This window comes from Thalassospira sp., from assembly GCF_048059015.1.
Taxonomy (GTDB): Bacteria; Pseudomonadota; Alphaproteobacteria; order Rhodospirillales; family Thalassospiraceae; genus Thalassospira.
This window is the reverse complement of record NZ_JBLLNT010000003.1, coordinates 20831-41522: the sequence shown is the minus strand read 5'-3', so window position 1 is coordinate 41522 and position 20692 is coordinate 20831. Positions and strand designations below refer to the sequence as shown.

The window sequence follows — 20692 nt, the reverse complement described above, 5'->3', positions numbered from 1 at the left end:
CGGCCGCTTTTTTCACAGGTGTTTGATGACTTCGAAGAAATCCGTCAGCGTTTTTGGTGTGACTGGCTCAATTGGTGCCAGCACGGTTGATATTCTGAAATCCCACACCGATAAATATTGCGTGGAGGCGATCACCGCGCATCGCAATGTGGATGCTCTGGCCAAAGCAGCCCGTGACTTGGGCGCTAAATGCGCCGTGATTGGTGATGCTTCTCGCTATGGCGCGTTGTGTGATGCCTTGGCAGGTTCGGATATTGAAGTTGCTGCTGGCGAAGAAGCTCTTATTGAGGCGGCTGAGCGTCCGTCTGATATCGTCATCGCCGCAATCGTTGGCGCAGCTGGATTGAAACCCACACTCGCTGCTATCCGACGTGGCGTGCGTGTTGGATTGGCCAACAAGGAAACCCTTGTTTGTGCGGGTGCCCTGATGACGGCGGAAGTCGTTAAACACGGTGCGACTTTGATCCCGGTCGATTCGGAGCATAGTGCGATCTTTCAGGTCCTGGAGGACCGCAAAGATGATCGTATCGACCGAATTTTGCTGACCGCATCCGGTGGGCCATTTCGCGAATGGTCTTTGGCAGACATGAAATCTGTAACCCGCGCGCAAGCCTTGGCGCATCCCAATTGGGAGATGGGCGCAAAGATTTCCATCGATTCTGCGACGATGATGAATAAGGGGCTTGAGCTTATTGAAGCTTGGCATCTTTTCCCGGTTCCGGAAGGGCGCATTGAGATTGTCGTGCACCCACAATCGGTCGTGCATAGCATGGTGGAATATTGCGATGGGTCAGTCCTGGCACAGCTCGGCTCGCCAGACATGCGTACCCCAATCGCTTATGCGCTTTCCTGGCCAGATCGGATTAAGGTGGATGCACCGCGTCTTGATTTTGCCACGATCGGCGGTTTGAACTTCCAGTCACCGGATCTGGAACGCTTTCCAGCACTTCGACTTGCGCGACAGGCCTTGCAGGAAGGCGGTACACTGCCTACCATCCTGAACGGCGCAAACGAGGTTGCTGTTGAGGCGTTCCTCAATGACAGAATTGGCTTCCTTGATATTGCCAATACTGTGGAAAAAATGATGACAAAGATTGGCAGTTCTGCGCTGACCAGTCTGGAACAAGTGTTTGAGACAGATGCATTGGTACGTCGCGAAACAGCGAACTATCTTGCTTCTGTTTAAGTGAATTATGCCGGTTTTACCGGTAAAGGGACGTTTTGATGGAAACCTTGCTTTCTTTTCTTTTTGTGCTGTCGGTCCTCGTATTCGTGCATGAGTACGGTCACTACTGGGTGGCAATCAAAAACGGTGTAAAGGTCGAAGCATTTTCGATTGGGTTCGGCCCCGAGCTTTTTGGTTGGCGCGATAAAAAAGGCACCCGCTGGAAGGTCAGCCTGATCCCACTTGGCGGTTACGTCAAAATGTTCGGTGATATGAATCCGGCAAGTGCTGGTTCGCGTGACGACCTTGATGCGGAGGAAGAGAAGTACGCCTTTCATCACAAAGGTGTAGCTGCGCGCGCCGCGATTGTTTTTGCTGGTCCGCTTGCCAACTTCATCTTTGCGATTGTGATTTTTACGGTTCTGTTTGCGGCTGTGGGTCAGCAGCGTGCTTTGCCTGTTGTTGGTGAAGTGTTGGAAAACAGTCCGGCAGCCACTGCCGGCTTTGTGACTGAGGATCGGATTGTCGAAATTGATGGACAGCCGGTCGCGTGGTTCTCGGAACTGTCTGATATTGTCCGTGCACACCCGAATGAAACACTGTCCGTATCGGTTCTGCGTGGAAACGAGAATGTCGCGCTTTCAGTTACGCCGGAAGCTATCGAAGCAGAAGAGGGCGGTGTAACGCAGGTTTTCGGTCGACTTGGCATTACTGCGGGTGCATTTGAAACAAGCCGCGACGGTGTGGTGGCCAGTGTCGGGCGTGCTTTTGAAACGACTTATAGCCTGACGACGCAGACCTTTGCGGCACTGGGTGAGATGATCAGCGGCGATCGTGACAGCTCGGAACTTGGTGGACCAATTCGGATCGCACAGATGTCGGGGCAGGTAGCAGAAGGTGGTCTTGCACCGCTCCTGTTCTTTATGGGCTATCTTTCCATCAGCCTTGGGTTGATCAACCTGATGCCGGTTCCGGTCCTTGATGGTGGGCATCTGGTGTTTTACGCGATTGAGGCAATTCGAGGTAAGCCATTGGGCGCAAAAGCACAAGAATATGGTTTCCGTATTGGCGCGGGTTTGGTATTCAGCTTAATAATTTTCGCAACGTGGAACGATTTGACGCAATTGGGCGTCTTTAGTTTCCTCAAAGGACTTGCTGGCTAATGCGTGACAGCATCAGGGGGGTTAACTTGCTGCGTAAGGTAAAAGCAGCTGCACTGGCTGCAGCACTGCTTGGCGGAACTGCGCCAATGGTCATTCCTGTGGCAGCATATGCCCAAAGCTCCGGGCTGATCCGCGACATTCAGGTCGAAGGCAACAATCGTATCGAAAGTGCGACGGTAAATGCCTATCTTACGATCAAAGCCGGCGACTTTATGACGCACAGCAAATCAACAACTCGCTTAAGGCGTTGTTTTCGACGGGTCTTTTCGCTGACGTTTCATTTTCCTTCAATCAGGGCATCCTGAAGGTCAATGTCGTTGAAAACCCCATCATCAACCGTATCGCGTTTGAGGGTAACCAGCGACTTAAAGACGATGTCCTGAGTGCCGAGCTTCAGCTCCGCCCGCGCGTTGTCTACACCCGTACAAAGGTTCAGTCGGACGTTCAGCGTGTACTTGAACTGTACCGCCGTAGTGGTCGGTTTGCCGCAACGGTTGAGCCTAAAGTCATTCAGCTTGAGCAGAACCGCGTTGATCTGGTGTTTGAGGTTGACGAGGGGGATGCCACAGGTATCCGCAAGATCAACTTTGTGGGCAACAAAGCGTTTGATGATGGCGAACTTTCGGATGTCATCCGCACGACCGAGAGTGCCTGGTGGAAAATCCTGACGTCAGACGACAATTACGACCCGGATCGCGTAACGTTTGACCGCGAACTATTGCGCCGCTTCTATCTGGCGGCGGGCTATGCAGATTTCCAGGTGCTTTCATCTGTCGCAGAACTGACCCCGGACCGTTCAGACTTCTTCGTGACCTACACTGTCAGCGAGGGTAAACGCTATCAGTTCGGTAATATCAACATTGTTTCACAGATCGATAAGATTGATCCGGAAACCCTTCGCCCTCTAATCGAAGAGGAAATCCAGGCAGGTGAATGGTACAACGCCAATCTCGTGGACGATGCCGTTGACGCATTGACAACCAGCGTTGGTGACCAAGGGTATGCCTTTATCGACATTCGACCAAATGTTCAGCGTAACCGCGAAAACGGCACTATTGATTTGACCTTCACAATCGCCGAAGGGCCGAAGGTCTATGTCGAACGTATCAATGTGGTTGGTAACGTTCGTACACTCGACGAAGTGATCCGCCGTGAATTCCGTTTGGTGGAAGGTGATGCGTTCAGCAGCTCCAAAATGAAGCGCTCGAAGCAACGCATTGAAAACCTAAACTTCTTCAAAACAGTCGATGTCAAAACCCTCCCGGGCAAAACACCTGATCAGACCGTTATTGAAGTTGACGTCGAAGAGAAATCTACGGGTGAGTTCTCAATCGGTGCAGGTTACGGAACCGATGACGGTGCTTTTGGTCAGCTTGGTATTCGTGAGCGCAACCTGCTCGGTAAAGGTCAAGACCTGCGACTGAACTTTACCCTAGGGTCCAGTGATCAGCAGATCGACCTGTCATTCACCGAGCCGTATTTCTTGGACCGGGAAATCGCAGCTGGTTTTGATATTTACCGTCGCGAAGAGGATAACCAGGACGAGAGCTCTTATGACGAAGAGCAAACGGGTGGTCGTCTTCGTGCTGGTTTCAAGTACACTGAAGATCTGTCTCATTCATTCCGTTACACGATTGAACAAAACTCTTACTCTGATGTTGATAGCGACGCGTCTCGCTTGTTGCGAGAGGAAGAGAACGAGTTTATCGAGTTAGTTGTTGGGCACACCCTGACTTATGACAAACGAGATAGCACTATTGCACCAACTGAAGGGTATTTTGCGCGCCTGTCAAACGACTTTGCCGGTGTGGGTGGCGACGAAACTTACCTTAAGTCTCGCGTGGAAGGTGGTTACTTCTACCCGCTTGATCGTGAACACGAGTGGATACTTTCTACGCGTGGTTCGACTGGCTATATTGTCGGTATTGGCGACGATACACGTATATCACAGCGCTTTATGCTTGGCGGTTCAAACCTGCGTGGTTTTGAATCAGCAGGTGTAGGTCCCCGTGATATTAGCACTGGCGATGCTCTGGGCGGCAAAATGTTCTATGCTGGTACTGTGCAGATGGATTTCCCGCTTGGGTTGCCGTCTGAATTCGCCCTTAAAGGTCGTGTATTCAGCGACTTTGGTTCGTCAGAAGGTGTTGATGGAGCGCGGGCCGGAGAGGTATACGACACCGGATCTATTCGTGGATCCGTTGGTGTCGGCGTCGGCTGGGAATCTCCATTCGGACCGATTGGTGTCGACCTGTCTCAAGCCATCCTGAAAGAAGATCACGACAAAGAGGAAGTGTTCCGACTTAACTTCGGAACCAGATTTTGATGAGTATGATGAATTCGATCTATAAATTGGCTGCAGTTGCTGTTCTGGCATTGGGCTTTACCGTTGCATCTGATGCACAGGCGCAGAATGCCTCGGCAAATCCTGAAACAATTGCGACGGTCATGGTTGTCGACTACAACGGAATCATGCGTGAGGCGTCTGCGATGGTTGATGCCAAGAAGCAGATCCGTGACCGTCAAGTCGCTTACCAGCAGGATATCGAAACCCGTCAACAGGGGCTTCGTGAAGAAGAAAAGCAGCTTGCCCAACAGCGCACCTTGCTTGCAGCTGACGTTTTTCAGGAAAAGCAGCGCGCTTTCCAGCAGAAGGTTGCGGAGTTCCAGAAATTTGCACAGGCACGCAGTCGCGTTCTCGACCAAGCACTTGCAGAGGTCCAAGGCGGCTTTGCAAAAGCACTTAACGATGTGATTGCCAAGGTCGCTGAAGAGCGTGGTGCGACACTGGTACTTCAACAGGGCCAGGTTGTTCTGTTTGCCAACGCAATGAATGCAACCAAAGATGTGTTCGACCGCGTTAACAAACAGGTTCCAACCATCAAAGTTGAATTCAAGGAAGGTTCCTGATGGCGGATGCGCGTTTCTTTAGTCGCAAGGGACCGTTCAGTGTCGCTGAAATTGCTGAGCTAACAGGTGCGACCGTTCAAAACGCGCCGGATGAAACGCGTGTTTTTGAAGATGTATCTCCGTTGCAGAATGCAGATGGTTCAATCCTGAGCTTCTTTGATAACCGCAAATACATCGATGCATTTGTGAATAGCAAAGCGGGCGCATGTTTTGTTCGCCCGGAATTTGCCGATCGCGCGCCGGAAGGCATGGTGCTTTTCACCACATCCGATCCGTATCGCGCTTATGCAAAGGCAGCGACGGCGTTCTATCCGTTTGAGGCTGGCAACGGCGTCGTATCACCGCATGCGGTGATTGATCCGTCAGCTAAACTGGGGCAGGGCGTTCAGGTTGATGCCTGTGCCGTGATTGGCGCCAATTGCGAAATTGGTGATGGAACGATCATTGCGTCCAATGCCGTCATTGGTGATGGCGTTGTAATCGGCGCAGGCTGCAAGATCGGCGCGAATGCATCAATTAGCCACAGCCTGATTGGCAATCTGTGTCTGATTTATCCGGGCGCACGCATTGGTCAGGATGGGTTTGGCTTTGCCATGGGGCCGCAAGGCCATGCAAAGGTGCCGCAGCTTGGCCGCGTTGTCATTGGTAATGATGTTGAAGTCGGTTCAAACTCCACGATTGACCGTGGTGCTGGGCCAGACACTATCATTGGCAATGGTTGCCGTATCGACAATCTGGTACAAATCGGACATAACGTCGAACTTGGCATGGGCTGTGTTATTGTCTCGCAGGTCGGGATTTCCGGCTCTACCAAGCTAGGTAATTTCGTGGTTTTGGCCGGACAGGCGGGGATCACCGGGCATCTTGAGATTGGTGATGGCGCAAAAGTCGCAGCCCAGTCTGGTGTGATGAAAAATATCGGACCGGGGGAAACCGTGGGCGGCAGCCCGGCAGTTCCGGTTATGGAATATCATAAACAGACCGTCGCCTTGTCGCGTCTGATACGAAAAAAGAAATAAGGGCTACACACATGACCGAACTGGTAAGTGTTGATATTCAGCGCATTCTGGAAATGATTCCGCATCGTTATCCGTTCCTGCTGATCGACAAGGTTGTCGATATCAATGTTGGCGAGTCCGCCACCGGCATCAAAAACGTTACGATGAACGAGCCGCAATTCACCGGCCATTTCCCGCAACAGCCGATCATGCCAGGGGTTCTGATCGTCGAAAGCATGGCGCAGACTGCGGCCATCCTGGTCGTACAGACCCTTGGTGCGGATGCAGAAGGCAAGCTTGTTTACTTCATGAGCATCGACAATGCCCGTTTCCGCAAGCCGGTAACGCCGGGCGATGTCATGCATATTCACGTTACCAAAAAGCAGAGCCGCGGCCCGGTTTGGAAATTTGAAAGCCAGGTCACCGTCGACGGTCAGGTCGTTGCCGAGGCCACCATTGCCGCGATGATCCGGGATAACTGATAATGTCAAAAGTGCATCCAACCGCCGTCGTCGAAGACGGCGCGCAGATTGGTCAGGATGTCGAAATCGGACCTTATTGCGTTGTTGGTCCGAATGTTGTCTTGGGTGACCGGGTCAAACTGCATAGCCATGTTGCGGTCGCCGGTTACACGACGCTTGGTGAAGAGTGCGAAATCTATCCCTTCGCCTCTGTCGGCCATGCGCCGCAGGATTTGAAATTCAAAGGCGAACCAAGCCGTCTGATCGTTGGTAAACGCACCAAAGTCCGCGAAGGGGCAACCCTTAATCCTGGTACCGAAGGTGGCGGGATGGAAACGACGATTGGTGATGATTGCCTGCTGATGACGGGTGCCCATGTTGGTCACGACTGCCACGTTGGCAATCACTGCATTCTGGTCAATAACGGAACCCTTGCTGGTCACGTCATTGTTGAAGACTTCGCGATCGTTGGTGGTTTGTCAGCAGTGCATCAGTTCGTTCGCATCGGTAAGCACGCCATGATTGGTGGCATGACCGGTGTTGAAAGTGATGTGATCCCGTATGGTTCCGTCATTGGAAACCGTGCATATCTTTCCGGGCTCAACATTGTTGGCCTGAAGCGCCGCGGCTTTGACCGTGAAACCATCCATTTGCTTCGGAAGGCCTATCGTCTTCTGTTTGCACAGGAAGGCACGCTTGCCGAGCGCGTCGAAGAAGTTGCCAAAGACTTCGAAGGCGTTGGACCGGTGATGGAAATCATCAACTTCCTCAAAGCGGAAAGCATGCGTTCGGTATGCACCCCGAAATATGATAGCTCCGCAGGATAATCCGCAACCAAAATTGGGGATTATCGCTGGTGGAGGCGCACTTCCCGCCCGCTTGGCTGCTGCTGCAAAGACAGCCGGGCGGGCTGTTTTCGTTGTGAAGCTTGATGGGCACGCCAACGACGATGACCTAGATAGCTATCCCAATGTGACTGTCCGCCTTGGTGCGGCTGCTAAAATCCTTGATGCGATGCGCAGTCATGAATGTCAGGACGTGGTTCTGGCAGGTAAAGTCGTGCGCCCAAGTTTTTCTGCCATGCGCCCCGATTGGCGTGCCACCAAACTGCTGATGAAAGTCGGTATGAAGGCATTGGGCGATGATGGTCTGCTGCGCCTAGTGGGCGAGGAACTTGAACGCGAAGGTTTCCGCTTGGTTGGTGCGCATGAAATTCTGACCGATCTGGCCGTGCCAGAGGGCGTTCTGGGGACAATTAAGCCCGACGAGCAGGCGCTTAGCGACGCCAAGCATGGTCTTGCAGTTGCCCGAACCTTGGGTGCAGCAGATGTGGGGCAGGGCTGCGTTGTTCAGCAAGGTCTGGTTCTTGCACTGGAAGCGATCGAAGGCACTGACGAGATGGTTCGTCGATCTGCGAATTATCGGCGAGAGGGTGTTGGCGGCGTTCTGGTCAAATCGTCCAAGCCTCAACAAGACAAGCGTCTTGATCTGCCGGCAATTGGTCTGACAACGATCGAAGAAGCACACAAATCCGGTTTGCGTGGTGTCGCCCTTTTGGCTGGCGGTACAATGATCATTGATCGTGACGCCGTGATTGCCCGTGCAAACGATTTGGGACTGTTTGTGATCGGTCTGGCTGGTCCTGATAAGGATGTAGAGCATGGCGTCTGAAAACGCGCCAAACGGCCCGAAAATCATGCTTGTGGCCGGGGAAGCATCCGGGGATCAGCTTGGTGGTCGCCTGATGGCTGCTATCAAGCAGCTGGAACCAAACGCACGTTTCATTGGTGTCGGTGGCCCGCGAATGGAAAGCGAGGGCCTAAAAAGCCTGTTTCCGATGAATGAAATGTCCGTGATGGGCTTGGCCGAGGTCATTCCCCACATTCCCCATTTGCTTAAACGAATTTCACAAACGGCGGATTATGCGAAATCGGAACGTCCTGACGCGGTCGTAACTATTGATGCGCCTGATTTCAGCTTTCGGGTTGGTAAGAAGCTAAAAGGCAAAGGCATCCCATTGATCCACTATGTCGCGCCATCCGTTTGGGCCTGGCGCGAGGGGCGGGCAAAGAAGATTGCCGGCTTCCTGGACCATCTTCTCGCATTGCTGCCTTTTGAGCCGCCATACTTTGAAAAAGAAGGCCTGCCGACCACCTTTATCGGCCATTCAGCCGTCGAAGAACGTCATGATGGAGATGGCGAGCGGTTTCGTGTCCAACACGCCATCAGCGCCGATAAAAAGCTGCTGGCGATTCTGCCCGGTAGCCGAAATTCCGAAGTAAAACGCCTGCTGCCGGTATTTCGGGAGGTCATCGACGCGATTGCAGAGAAATACCCAGATGCGCGAATTGTCGTTCCTACTGTAAGTAAGGTGGCCGATACGGTGCGTGCGGAAATGGCGTCCTGGCCGCTGGACCCGATTGTTGTTGCGACCGATCAGGAACGACATGATGCGTTTGCGGCAGCCAATTGTGCTTTGGCGGCGTCCGGAACTGTATCGCTGGAATTGGCAATCGCAGGCGTACCGCATGTCATCGCCTATCAGGTAAATGCAGTTACAGGCTGGATCGCAAAGCGTCTGATCAAGATCGATACCGTGACGATCGTTAATCTGGTTCTGAAGCGTAAACTTATCCCCGAATTCCTGCAGGAAAATTGTAAGGCAGCGAACATCATCCCGCTGCTGGATGAACTTCTGGCAGAGGGGCCTGTTCGTTCTGATCAGAAGGCCGGATTTGATGATGCCTGCACCATGCTTGGTTTTGGCGATCGCGCACCAAGCGAAAAGGCGGCTGAGCAAATTCTGAAAATCATTGCTAAAAAATAGCCTCCGATGGGTGGCGCAATGTCCTGTTTGCATTTAATTTCAGGGCATTGATCAATTCCTGACGGAGACATTGTAATGCGCTATCTGCACACGATGGTACGTGTCGAGAATGTTGAAGAGTTGCTGAAATTTTACTGCGATCTTCTTGGCATGTCCGAAACCCGCCGTATCGACAGCGAGCAGGGCCGTTTCACCCTGATTTACCTGGCACCGGAAGCTGATGCCGAAAGTGCGAAAGCTAACCGTGCCCCGGAACTTGAGCTGACCTATAACTGGGACCCGGAAAGCTATACAGGTGGTCGCAACTTCGGACATCTGGCGTATGAAGTTGATGACATCTATGCGACTTGCCAGAAACTGATGGATGCGGGCGTTACCATCAACCGTCCGCCACGCGATGGCCGTATGGCATTCGTCCGGTCGCCTGATGGTATCTCGATCGAATTCCTGCAAAAGGGTGGCAACCTTCCCCCGGCTGAGCCGTGGGTCAGCATGGAAAGTGTTGGCAGCTGGTAATTCAGTTTGCAGATATTTGGGGCAGGGTGTTTGGAACTGCCTGGAAATACAAAAAAGGCCCGGAAAAATCCGGGCCTTTTTCTTGATCTTTGTAAGATCGGATCGATTGCTTAGCGCTTGTCGACCGGAACGAACGGACGTTCTGCAACACCGGTAAACAGCTGACGCGGACGACCGATTTTCTGCGACGGATCTTCGATCATCTCTTTCCACTGGGAAATCCAGCCGACGGTACGTGCAACTGCGAACAGCACGGTGAACATGCTGACCGGGATGCCCATCGCCTTGAAGATGATGCCCGAATAGAAGTCGACGTTCGGATAGAGTTTCTTCTCGATGAAGTACTCGTCTTCACGTGCGATGCGCTCGAGTTCCTGAGCAACGTCAAGCAGCGGATCGCTGATATTGAGTTCCTTGAGAACTTCGTGGCAGGTTTCCTGCATAACTTTGGCGCGCGGGTCGTAGTTTTTGTAAACGCGGTGACCAAAGCCCATCAGACGGAACGGATCGTTCTTGTCTTTTGCTTTTGCAACGAATTCCGGAATGTTTTTCACATCGCCGATTTCGTTGAGCATAACCAGAACGGCTTCGTTCGCACCACCGTGTGCCGGACCCCAAAGGGATGCAATACCAGCAGCAATACATGCAAACGGGTTTGCGCCCGATGAACCAGCAAGACGAACGGTCGAAGTCGATGCGTTCTGTTCGTGGTCAGCATGCAGGATCAGGATACGATCCATTGCTTTGGCCAGTACCGGGTTGACTTCATAGTCTTCACACGGGTTGCCAAACATCATCTGCAGGAAGTTTTCTGCATAGCCGAGTTTGTTGTTCGGATAGCGGAACGGCTGACCGATCGAATACTTGTATGCCATCGCAGCAATGGTCGGCATTTTCGCAATCAGGCGATACGCGGAGATCATGCGCTGCTTCGGATCATTGATGTCGGTGCTATCGTGATAGAAGGCCGACAATGCACCTACAACACCGACCATGATGGCCATCGGATGCGCGTCACGGCGGAAGCCGTTATAGAAATTGCGCATCTGTTCGTGGACCATGGTGTGCATGGTGATATCGTTTTCGAACTTTGCTTTCTCGGCAGCGTTCGGGAGCTCACCGTAAAGCAGCAGATGGCAGACTTCGAGGAAGTCAGACTGTTCTGCAAGGTCGTCAATTGCATAACCACGGTGACGCAGGATACCGACATCGCCGTCAATATAGGTCAGCTCGGACTGGCAGGAGCCGGTCGAAGTGAAGCCCGGGTCATAAGTAAAATATCCAGTTTCAGCATACAGCTTACGAATGTCGATGACAGACGGGCCAACGCTGCCTTCAAGCACCGGCATCTCGAACGACTTGCCAGTGGCATTGTCGGTGAGTGTTACGGTGTGGGAAGTCTTGGAATTCTGAGCCATGACTTATTTTTCCTTCCCTGTTTGAACGAACACGGTTTCAAGTTGGGTGCAGCATAATGCTGCGGCGCATCAAGCGCAAACAGACTATTAGTTTTTTATAATTCGCTGTTGTTATGCCCCGGTTTGACGGATGCGTTTCAGCGTTTGGTCTTTGCCAAGCACAATCATTACTTCGAAGATGCCTGGAGAAGAATTGGAGCCGGTAAGCACTGCGCGCAAGGGCTGTGCAACTTTTCCGAGCTTGAGATCAAGCTTTTCGGCAGTTGCACGTACACTTGCGTCAACGCTTTCGTCGGTCCAGGTATCAAGCGCTTCGAGACTGTTGGCCAGTTCAGCAAACAGACCTTCAGGTGCGCTATCAATGAGGGACTGAGCTTTCTCGTTAAAGGACGCAACGCCATCCGTAACGTAGAAGGCCGATGATTTGGCAAGCTCGATAAGTGTCTTGGCTCTTTCTTTAAGGCCTGACATGCCTTTGATCAAGGTTTCTTTTTGCGCTGCATCAATTGCATCAAGTCCTGCAATCGTTGCAACACGGCCGGAAATCTCGTTCACAAGGCGCTCATCGTCTGCCTGACGCAGATAGATACCGTTAAGGTTGGTGAGCTTTGCAAAGTCAAAGCGTGAAGCACCTTTGCCCACATCCTTAACGTCAAACCATTCAATGGCCTGTTCCTGGGAGATGACTTCATCATCGCCATGACCCCAGCCCAGACGCAGCAGGTAGTTGTTCACGGCCTCTGGCAAGAAGCCCATTTCGTCGCGATAGGAATTCAACACCCAACGCACCATGACGTTTGGACAGTTTTGCACCGTCCGGGCCATGAATTCAGCGGAATATGGGCAAAGGTCGGAACATCCCAACCCATCGCATCATAAAGTGCCTTCTGGCGGAATGCGTTGGTCAAATGATCGTCACCACGAATAACGTTGGTCACACCCATGTCATGGTCATCGACGACAACAGAAAGCATGTAGGTGGGCGTACCGTCGCCGCGCAGGATGACATAATCATCAAGCTGTTCGTTGGCGACACGAACTTCACCCTGGACCTGATCCATGATCACGGCATCGCCTTCTAGTGGCGCCTTTAAGCGTACAACAGGCTTTACACCCTCGGGTGCCCCGGATGCATCACGGTCACGCCAGGTGCCGTCATACTTCATCGGGCGACCTTCTGCGCGTGCTTTTTCGCGCATTTCGGTCAGTTCTTCGGGCGAGCAATAGCAGTAATAAGCTTTGCCAGCTGCAAGCAGCTCGTTTGCAACGTCAGCGTGGCGGTCGCGACGGGCGAACTGGAAAGTCGGCTCCTCGTCTGCGGTCAGGCCCAGCCAGTTCAAACCATCAAAGATCGCTTCAACAGCTTCCGGGGTTGAACGTTCGCGGTCAGTGTCTTCAATACGGAGCAAAAATTTGCCGCCGGTATGTTTAGCATACAGCCAGTTATAAAGAGCGGTGCGTGCGCCGCCGATGTGTAAAAACCCGGTCGGGGACGGGGCAAAACGGGTAACAACCGTCATTCAATCTATCCGTTATTTGGATGTTGTCGCTTGTCGTATGGACTTTTGGCGTGCAGGCTATAACACAAATGACACGCTGTTGCACCACAGCGGATGTTAGATAGAAACTAACCCGCAGGCAGGCTATTGGACATTCGTCGTAATACCTTTAGCAAAATGCATACAAAACAGTTGTTTGTGAATGTTTTTTCACAAATGGCTTTTGTTGTTACAAGCCAAAGAAATAAATGGTTTCTGTCGTCCGTTCTCTTCTTTGGGTTGGGATGTGCAGGCTATTTCTTGCTTCCTGCGCGTATTGGGGTTGTTCAGCTTCTTGGTGCTGTGATTCTTTTGAGTTCCGGTTTCTGGATCAGCAGGCGTCGTGCGCTTCTGGCATTCGCGTTTCAGTTGGCCGCAAGCCTTGCACTAGGTGCGACTGTCAGTGCCATTCATACCGACTTGGGCCCATCCAACATTCCCACCAAGACGCTGTATAGCACCGAGGTTACCGGCACTATTTTGATGTTGGAACCACGCAACGGACGTATCCGCGCAACCATACAGCCATCCCGGATCGAAGGGATCGACAGCGATCAGATCGACTGGAATGTCAGGTTAAGCTTCCTTGGCGATAGCGAACTTGCAATTGGCGACCATGTTCGTGCATCTGCCCGGTTGTTTCCGTTGCGCCCACCATCCGTGCCAGATGATCCGGACTTTGCCCGCAATCTTTATTTTAGTGGAATTGGTGCGACCGGATTTGTTTTTGGGCGTCAGTTCGAAATCCTCGATCATGAAGAAATAAGATATTACAACCAGATATGGTCGTATATCGAAGGAGTGCGTCAATCTGTCGGCGTTACAATTCGAGATCATCTTACGGGCGATGAAGGTGGCGTTGCCAAAGCCTTGATCATTGGTGAACGCGGCGAAGTCACCGATGAAATTGCCGAAAATCTGCGTAAATCTGGTCTGGCACATTTGTTGGCGATTTCTGGCCTGCATATGGGGCTTCTGTGTGGGACTGTGTTTTTTATTGTCCGTTTTGGGCTCGCACTGGTGCCACGGATTGCCTTGCGCTATCCGATCAAGAAATGGGCGGCCATCGCTGCGATGTTTTCGGGCCTTGTTTATCTAGGGCTATCTGGCGCGACTATTCCGACCCAGCGCGCATTCGTCATGCTTTTGGTGGTCTGGGTGGCATTGTTGCTTGATCGACGGGCCATATCGCTGCGCTTGGTTGGGGTTGCTGCAATTGTGGTCTTGGTGTTGCGGCCAGATGCTGTTTTGGGTGCAAGTTTTCAGCTTTCCTTTGCCGCGGTTGGCGCGTTGGTGGCGTTTTATGATGGACCGGGCAGGCGATGGCTCGATCGTCAGGGCATGCGCCCCTGGTATGAGCGTGCGGTGTTCTATTTGCTGGGATTGCTTGTTACAGGCGTGATCGTCACGGCTGTTACGGCCCCCATCATTGGCTATCACTTTGGCCGAATATCAATGTTGGGCGTCATCGCCAACCTTATTGCAATTCCCGTGATGGCATTCTGGGTGATGCCATTGATTGTTGCCTCGCTTGCACTGATGCCCCTTGGCCTTGCCGGAATTGCCTTCGCACTGATGAAACCTGGGCTGAGTATTCTGATTGCCACGGCGGACATGGTGGCGGCTCAGGATTGGGGCCTTTGGTATGTATCGGGCCTTGATATGATTGCCGTTGCCGGTCTGGTCATGATCGTCAGTTGGGCCGTGATATGGCAAGAGCGCATCATGACATATCTTGTGGCCCCATTCATGATCTTGGTTTTGGTGGTCCAGCTTAACCATGATGAACCGGAAATCCTGATATCAGGGGATCAGGAAAGTTGGGCTGTCTATGACCGCCATGCAGATATCCTGCATGTGTCAGCGGGTTTGAACGGGTTTCAAAAGTCGCTTTGGACAGGTCGGTTTGGTATTCGCCCTGAAGATGCTGCACTACGTATCAGGTCCTGCGATGATCCATGTGCAATCGCAGTTGGGTCGGCCGAAGATAAGAAGCAAATCATCATCGCAAGTCGTATGGATGATCCGTTCTATTTCTGCCGTAATGCTAAAATAATTGTTAATTTACAAAATGATATGCCGGGATCGTCATGCAAAATGTTAGGTGGATCAAAGATCATTGATGACGATGTCCTGTGGTGGCAGGGCGGTGTTGCCATGACGTTAACGAACCAAAGCATGAATGGTGCTGCGATCAAAACCGTTCGCGACGTTGTTGGTGATTGGCCATGGATTGTGATCGGCGGTCGTACGAGCCGTTAGGCGACAAAATGACCCCAGAAACAAAAAATCGCCCGGGCAAGATGCACCGGGCGATCTGAATTCAGTTGGATCGTTTGGTTTGATCGGGAACAGCTTAGTACTGGCGCAGAAGCCCAACCAAGCGACCCTGAATACGCACGCGATCAGGTGACAGGGCACGGGTTTCGTATCGTGCGTTGGCCGGTTCCAGAAGGACTTCACCGCGACCGCGCTTAAGACGCTTTAGGGTCGCTTCGCTGTCATCGACGAGTGCGACAACGATCGTGCCGTCATGGGCTTGTTCACAGCGCTGGATCAGGACTGTATCCCCATCAAGAATACCTGCCTCGATCATGGAATTACCGGAAACTTCAAGTGCGTAATGATCACCAGCCCCCAAAAGGGCTGCCGGAACCTGCACCATCGTGCTTTGATCGCGAAGGGCCTCAATCGGCGTACCCGCAGCAATCCGACCATATAGCGGAAGACCGATGGACTTACCGGTTTCCGAAAACGCTGTCGGGACGGTTGCGGGACGATGCGGTGCCTTTCGGGCACTGGCAATCGATGTCACATTATTTGGCGTTTCTGGTGCATCATCATCGCTGTTTTCCGGCAGGCGGATCACTTCAAGTGCGCGGGCACGATGGGCGAGGCGGCGGATAAACCCGCGCTCTTCAAGCCCGGTAATCAGGCGATGAATGCCAGATTTGGATTTAAGGTTCAGGGCCTCTTTCATTTCGTCAAAAGAGGGCGAGATACCGTGATCGCGAAGGTAATTGTCGATATAGACCAGCAACTCATATTGCTTGCGCGTCAGCATGATATTTCCCGAACCTGTAGCAAGAACAAAAAGGATACATAAATGTTCTACTTTAGTTCTTTTATCGGGTCAAGCGCATCGGGCCAAAAACACCAGATTGGCCATCAATCATGCAGTAAGTATAAGTTTGATGGGGTTGTGCAGGACAATCTTTGCCTTAATCGGCAATAAATGTACCCGACTTTCCGCCTTCCTTGCGTGTCACGCGGATATCGGTGATCTGCATTGCCTTATCAACCGCCTTGCACATGTCAAACACGGTGAGTGCCGCGACAGAGGCCGCTGTAAGGGCCTCCATCTCAACACCGGTTTTGCCGGTCGTCTTGCAAGTTGCAGTGATATCGACGGCATCGACACCGTCGGCCAGTTCCAAATCAACCGTAACCGACGTCAAAGGCAGGGGATGACAGAGCGGGATCAGATCAGGCGTCTTTTTCGCGCCCATGATCCCGGCAAGCTGGGCAATGCCAAGAACATCACCCTTTTTATGGCCGCGTTCTGTGATCAGCTTTGCAGTCTCAGATGACATCAAAACGCGTGCCTTGGCGATTGCGATGCGGGTTGTATCGGCCTTGGCCGAGATATCCACCATCACGGCATTGCCGCCACCGTCGATATGCGAAAGCTTGTCTGCCATCAATTCTGTCCGGTAAAGATCAGGCCGCCAGGCCAAGAAGATTGCGGGTGGCTGCTGTCACATCATCCTGACGCATCAGGCTTTCACCAATCAGGAAGCATTGCGCGCCAACCTTTGCCATGCGCGACAGATGTTCTGGCGTGAACAAACCGCTTTCCGCGACAAGTAGGCGGTCCTTATCGACCATGCTAGCAAGCTCTTCAGTCGTGGTAAGCGAAATTTCCATGGTCTTGAGGTTGCGGTTATTTACCCCGACCAAACGTGATTTCAGCTTAAGCGCACGTTCAAGTTCCGGCGCGTTATGGACTTCAATCAGAACATCCATACCAAGGCTGTGCGCAGCATCTTCAAGTTCGGCGGCCAAGGCATCATCAAGGGCAGCCATAATCAAAAGAATGCAATCGGCACCCAATGCACGTGCTTCGGTGATCTGATACGGATCAACCATGAAATCCTTGCGAAGGGCCGGAAGATCAACAGCAGCACGCGCTGCCACCAGATAGCTGTCATCACCCTGGAAATAGGGCACATCGGTCAAAACCGAAAGGCAGCTTGCCCCACCAGCCTGATAGGCCCTGGCAAGTTCTGGCGGGTTGAAATCCGGACGGATCAGGCCCTTGGACGGGGATGCCTTTTTAATTTCGGCAATCAGGCCATAGCGACCGGCTGCAACACTGGTTTCAAGCGCATTGATGAACCCACGCGGTGCTGATTGTGCCTTTGCCTCTGCTTCGAGCGTGCCAAGAGTTTTACGCGCCTTGCAGGCTGCGACATGGTCACGCTTGTCGTTGCAGATCTTTTCGAGAACGTCGCTCACGCTGCATTTCCTTCGTTGGTAATCGTCACAAGACCCTGTAGCGTCTCTGCCGCCTTGCCGCTATCAATTGCCTGGGCTGCCTTGGCAATACCATCTGCAAGATCTGATGCAACGCCCGTGACCACAAGCGCCGCACCAGCATTCATCAAAACGATATCGCGATAGGGACCAGGCTTTGCTGCCAAAAGATCAAGGATCGCCTTGGCGTTCATATCCGCATCACCGCCCTTAAGATCATCAAGGGTCGCAGTTGCAAGACCAAACTGCTCCGGGCTGATTTCAAATGTCGTGACCTTGCCGTCTTTGACCTCGGCGACGAATGTCGGGCCGGTGGTCGAGATTTCATCAAGGCCACTGTGACCATGGACAACCCATGCATGGACCGATCCAAGACGGTTTAGCACATTGGCAACCGGCTCAACCCATTCCTTGGCAAAAACGCCCATGACCTGACGTTTGGTTTTCGCCGGGTTGGCAAGCGGGCCAAGCAGGTTAAAGATCGTACGTGTGCCCATTTCAACGCGGGTTGGCATCACGTGACGCATTGCTGAATGGTGACGGGTCGCCATCATGAAGCACAGATTGATCTCGCGAAGCGCCTTTTCCAGAAGCTTCATATCCGCATCAAGGTTCACGCCAAGCGCCATCAGAACATCGGCAGAACCCGATTTCGACGATGCTGCGCGGTTACCATGCTTGGCAACGGTCGCACCAGCTGCAGCCGCGACAATCGCAGCGCCAGTCGAAATGTTGAATGTGCCGCTGCCATCACCGCCGGTGCCACAGGTGTCGACCGAGTTTTCCGGGGCAATGATGCCGGTTGCCTTTTCGCGCATGACGCGGGCTGCACCGGTAATCTCATCAACGGTTTCACCGCGAATACGCAAACCCATCAGAAACGCGCCCATCTGGGACGGGGTGGCCTGACCTGACATCAGCACACTGAATGCCTGTTCGGCCATGGCTTCGCTTAGTTTCTCGCCATCTGCGACTTTGGCCAAAATCGGCTTCAGATCATTATCAGTCGACATACGGTGTTCCTCGGTTTGCAGTCCGGTGCGGGTTCAGGCGCCGGTATAGTCGATAAAATTCTTTAGCAGGGCGTGCCCATGTTCCGAAGCAATGCTTTCGGGATGGAACTGAACGCCATGGATCTGATGGGTTTTGTGACGCACGCCCATGATCAGACCATCTTCGCTTTCAGCCGTGATTTCAAGGCTGTCGGGCAAAGTTTCGCGTTCAATAACCAGTGAATGATAGCGGGTTGCTTCAAATGGGCTTGGCAATCCGGCAAAAACGCTGGTGCCGGAATGCTTCATCGCGTCGGTTTTGCCATGCATGCAATGCGGCGCGCGAATGACTTTGCCACCAAAGGCCTGACCAATCGATTGATGGCCAAGGCAAACGCCTAGAAGTTTGACCTTGCCAGCAGACGCCTTGATCAGATCAAGGCAGATGCCAGCACGTTCCGGGTCACAGGGACCGGGCGAAATCACAATACCTTCGGGGTTAAGAGCCAGTGCCTCTTCGACCGTGACCTCATCATTGCGGCGCACTTCGACCTCGGGGCCGAGTTCGCGCAGGTAATGCCACAAATTGAATGTGAAGCTGTCGTAATTATCGATGAGGAGATACATCAGAAAGAAGGCCTGTGCACATTAAGGTTGGCAGAGAATAAACGCCATTGCCGCTACGTCAAGCGGAAGCACGGTAAGGGTTTTTTCCTATGCCCGGTTGTCACGTCTGTCTGGTGATAACGTTCTCTTAACGCGGTGCTAACCAGAACCGTTTAAAAACATCTCAACAACAGCCGACACGATCGGTGTATAATCACCATATGGGAAGGAGCCGTGCGATACGCGCAGCACCTGCGAGCACCCAGCGAACGATACTGGAGACCACAGCGTGGCACGCCGGGCAACGACCGCCAAACGTAAAAAGGCGGCACCCAAGAAATCTACCCGCAAGAAAGCCGCCCCGAAAAAGAAAACGGGCGGTATTGGTCGCCTGATGTTGGGCGGCGCCTTTGTTGCGGGCACGCTATCTGCCATGATTGCCGTTGGCAGCATGCTTGAACTTGATCGCGCATCTGATGAGTTTGGCCGTGCTTCTGATCAAAAGGCCCCGAATTATGCCTTGGCAGAGCCGGAACCGACCCCGATGCTGCGCAAAGATTATCAGCTGTCGGAAAATGCACCGTCATCCACCCGCGACCGTACCGGATACTTGGTGGGCGGAAACCGTGATGGTGCGGCAAATACCGGTTCAAGCACCCAAGGGCTGTCTGGCTTTGTCGCTCCATCCAAACCGCAGTCGGAACAATCAGCCGGATCGAACCAAATTCTTCCGGGCGATAGTGGTTCGGATATGCCTGCAACTGCCATTGGACCGGCTGGAAATGACGTGCCATGGCGTAAATACGCCGCACTGACACCGGAAACCGGTCAGAAGCCGGTTATCGCCATCGTGATTGATGATGCCGGCCTTGATCAGCCGCGCACCGCACGCACGGTCGATCTGCCGGGCCCGATCACGATTGCCTATCTTCCGTATGCCCGTGATCTTCAGCCGCAGGTCAATGCCGCGCGCAAGGCCGGGCATGAAGTGATGCTACATATGCCGATGGAGCCGTCGTCTAAATCAGTGGATCCGGGGCCACACGCCTTGTTGGCTGATTATGATCGTCAGACCATCATCAATGAAATGAACTGGATGCTGGATCGCTTTGACGGTTATGTTGGGGTGAACAACCATATGGGCAGCAAATTCACATCAGATCCGGAACGCATGAAGATCGTCATGGAAGTCATGAAGTCGCGCGGATTAATGTTCCTGGATTCCCGTACCAGTGCGAAGTCTGTGGGGTACTCGACAGCCAATGCGTTCGGGGTGCCCGCCATCACGCGCGACATCTTTATCGATGATGCTGATGATGCGGCCAAGATTGCCGATATGTTGGCACGCACTGAAAATGTCGCCCGCAAGCAAGGGTTTGCCATTGCGATTGGTCATCCGCGTGATCTGACGATTGGCGCACTTCAAAAATGGATCCCGGAAATCCTCGCAAAGGGCTTTGTTCTGGTGCCGATCACCGATGTTTTGCGTCGGTCATCGCAGCATGCAACGGGCTAGGGCGCTTAAATCAGAAAATAGAAAGGGCCGCACAAATCGTGCGGCT

The 20692-nt window shown here is 52.8% G+C and carries 21 protein-coding genes; 13 read left to right on the top strand and 8 right to left on the bottom strand.

Annotated elements, in window-relative coordinates; translation table 11 throughout:
• Positions 1-25 precede the first annotated feature (25 nt).
• The 11 genes from ACMZ66_RS04075 to ACMZ66_RS04025 all read left to right on the top strand — a co-directional run bounded on the left by ACMZ66_RS04075 (position 26) and on the right by ACMZ66_RS04025 (position 10040).
• A complete protein-coding gene (locus ACMZ66_RS04075; protein ID WP_416934693.1) occupies positions 26-1186 on the top strand; it encodes a 1-deoxy-D-xylulose-5-phosphate reductoisomerase in 1161 nt (386 codons plus the stop codon).
• A gap of 38 nt (positions 1187-1224) precedes the next feature.
• Entirely contained in the window at positions 1225-2328 is a 1104-nt protein-coding gene (gene rseP / locus ACMZ66_RS04070; RefSeq protein ID WP_416934691.1) for an RIP metalloprotease RseP, read from the top strand.
• Entirely contained in the window at positions 2328-2633 is a 306-nt protein-coding gene (locus tag ACMZ66_RS04065) for a hypothetical protein (protein WP_416934689.1), read from the top strand. The genes rseP and ACMZ66_RS04065 overlap by 1 nt, the downstream gene beginning before the upstream one ends.
• Complete coding sequence (gene bamA / locus ACMZ66_RS04060) at positions 2576-4654, top strand: outer membrane protein assembly factor BamA (RefSeq protein ID WP_416934687.1); 2079 nt, start codon at positions 2576-2578, stop codon at positions 4652-4654. Before ACMZ66_RS04065 ends, bamA begins: the two co-directional genes overlap by 58 nt.
• Positions 4654-5238, top strand: coding sequence for an OmpH family outer membrane protein (locus ACMZ66_RS04055; protein WP_416934685.1), 585 nt, complete (start codon positions 4654-4656; stop codon positions 5236-5238). Before bamA ends, ACMZ66_RS04055 begins: the two co-directional genes overlap by 1 nt.
• Positions 5238-6257, top strand: coding sequence for a UDP-3-O-(3-hydroxymyristoyl)glucosamine N-acyltransferase (gene lpxD, locus ACMZ66_RS04050; RefSeq protein WP_416934683.1), 1020 nt, complete (start codon positions 5238-5240; stop codon positions 6255-6257). The genes ACMZ66_RS04055 and lpxD overlap by 1 nt, the downstream gene beginning before the upstream one ends.
• An 11-nt stretch (positions 6258-6268) precedes the next feature.
• Positions 6269-6718 carry a 3-hydroxyacyl-ACP dehydratase FabZ gene (gene fabZ, locus ACMZ66_RS04045; protein WP_416934681.1) on the top strand — a complete coding sequence of 150 codons (450 nt, stop codon included), beginning with the start codon at positions 6269-6271 and terminating at the stop codon, positions 6716-6718.
• Between the two features lie 2 nt (positions 6719-6720).
• Entirely contained in the window at positions 6721-7524 is an 804-nt protein-coding gene (lpxA, locus tag ACMZ66_RS04040; protein ID WP_416934679.1) for an acyl-ACP--UDP-N-acetylglucosamine O-acyltransferase, read from the top strand.
• Between the two features lie 13 nt (positions 7525-7537).
• Positions 7538-8368 carry an LpxI family protein gene (locus ACMZ66_RS04035; protein WP_416934677.1) on the top strand — a complete coding sequence of 277 codons (831 nt, stop codon included), beginning with the start codon at positions 7538-7540 and terminating at the stop codon, positions 8366-8368.
• Positions 8358-9524: a lipid-A-disaccharide synthase gene (gene lpxB, locus ACMZ66_RS04030; RefSeq protein ID WP_416934675.1), complete on the top strand. Its 1167-nt coding sequence runs from the start codon at positions 8358-8360 to the stop codon at positions 9522-9524. The genes ACMZ66_RS04035 and lpxB overlap by 11 nt, the downstream gene beginning before the upstream one ends.
• Before the next feature lie 75 nt (positions 9525-9599).
• The gene (locus ACMZ66_RS04025; protein ID WP_416934673.1) at positions 9600-10040 is read left to right on the top strand and encodes a VOC family protein; all 441 of its coding nucleotides are present in this window, start codon (positions 9600-9602) and stop codon (positions 10038-10040) included.
• Between the two features lie 110 nt (positions 10041-10150).
• Here the strand turns inward: ACMZ66_RS04025 and ACMZ66_RS04020 are convergent, their stop codons facing one another.
• The 3 genes from ACMZ66_RS04020 to gltX all read right to left on the bottom strand — a co-directional run bounded on the left by ACMZ66_RS04020 (position 10151) and on the right by gltX (position 12978).
• Positions 10151-11458 (bottom strand): citrate synthase, encoded by a 1308-nt coding sequence (locus ACMZ66_RS04020; protein WP_416934671.1) that lies wholly within the window; start codon positions 11456-11458, stop codon positions 10151-10153.
• A gap of 111 nt (positions 11459-11569) precedes the next feature.
• Positions 11570-11929 carry a hypothetical protein gene (locus ACMZ66_RS04015; protein WP_416935618.1) on the bottom strand — a complete coding sequence of 120 codons (360 nt, stop codon included), beginning with the start codon at positions 11927-11929 and terminating at the stop codon, positions 11570-11572.
• Between the two features lie 302 nt (positions 11930-12231).
• Positions 12232-12978, bottom strand: a complete 747-nt coding sequence (gene gltX, locus ACMZ66_RS04010) for a glutamate--tRNA ligase (RefSeq protein ID WP_416934669.1) — start codon at positions 12976-12978, stop codon at positions 12232-12234.
• Positions 12979-13257: 279 nt separating this feature from the next.
• Here gltX and ACMZ66_RS04005 point away from each other — a divergent pair, with 279 nt between their 5' ends.
• Complete coding sequence (locus ACMZ66_RS04005; protein WP_416934667.1) at positions 13258-15258, top strand: ComEC/Rec2 family competence protein; 2001 nt, start codon at positions 13258-13260, stop codon at positions 15256-15258.
• 94 nt (positions 15259-15352) lie between these two features.
• Here the strand turns inward: ACMZ66_RS04005 and lexA are convergent, their stop codons facing one another.
• The 5 genes from lexA to ACMZ66_RS03980 all read right to left on the bottom strand — a co-directional run bounded on the left by lexA (position 15353) and on the right by ACMZ66_RS03980 (position 19151).
• Complete coding sequence (gene lexA / locus ACMZ66_RS04000) at positions 15353-16060, bottom strand: transcriptional repressor LexA (RefSeq protein ID WP_416934665.1); 708 nt, start codon at positions 16058-16060, stop codon at positions 15353-15355.
• A 157-nt stretch (positions 16061-16217) separates the two neighbouring features.
• Positions 16218-16697: a cyclic pyranopterin monophosphate synthase MoaC gene (gene moaC / locus ACMZ66_RS03995; RefSeq protein WP_416934663.1), complete on the bottom strand. Its 480-nt coding sequence runs from the start codon at positions 16695-16697 to the stop codon at positions 16218-16220.
• Between the two features lie 19 nt (positions 16698-16716).
• Positions 16717-17514, bottom strand: coding sequence for an indole-3-glycerol phosphate synthase TrpC (gene trpC, locus ACMZ66_RS03990; protein ID WP_416934661.1), 798 nt, complete (start codon positions 17512-17514; stop codon positions 16717-16719).
• Positions 17511-18545, bottom strand: coding sequence for an anthranilate phosphoribosyltransferase (gene trpD, locus ACMZ66_RS03985; protein ID WP_416934659.1), 1035 nt, complete (start codon positions 18543-18545; stop codon positions 17511-17513). The genes trpC and trpD overlap by 4 nt, the downstream gene beginning before the upstream one ends.
• Positions 18546-18578: 33 nt before the next feature.
• Positions 18579-19151: an anthranilate synthase component II gene (locus ACMZ66_RS03980; protein ID WP_416934657.1), complete on the bottom strand. Its 573-nt coding sequence runs from the start codon at positions 19149-19151 to the stop codon at positions 18579-18581.
• 268 nt (positions 19152-19419) lie between these two features.
• Between ACMZ66_RS03980 and ACMZ66_RS03975 the strand changes: the two genes are divergently transcribed.
• Positions 19420-20646 (top strand): divergent polysaccharide deacetylase family protein, encoded by a 1227-nt coding sequence (locus tag ACMZ66_RS03975; RefSeq protein WP_416934655.1) that lies wholly within the window; start codon positions 19420-19422, stop codon positions 20644-20646.
• Positions 20647-20692: the final 46 nt, after the last annotated feature.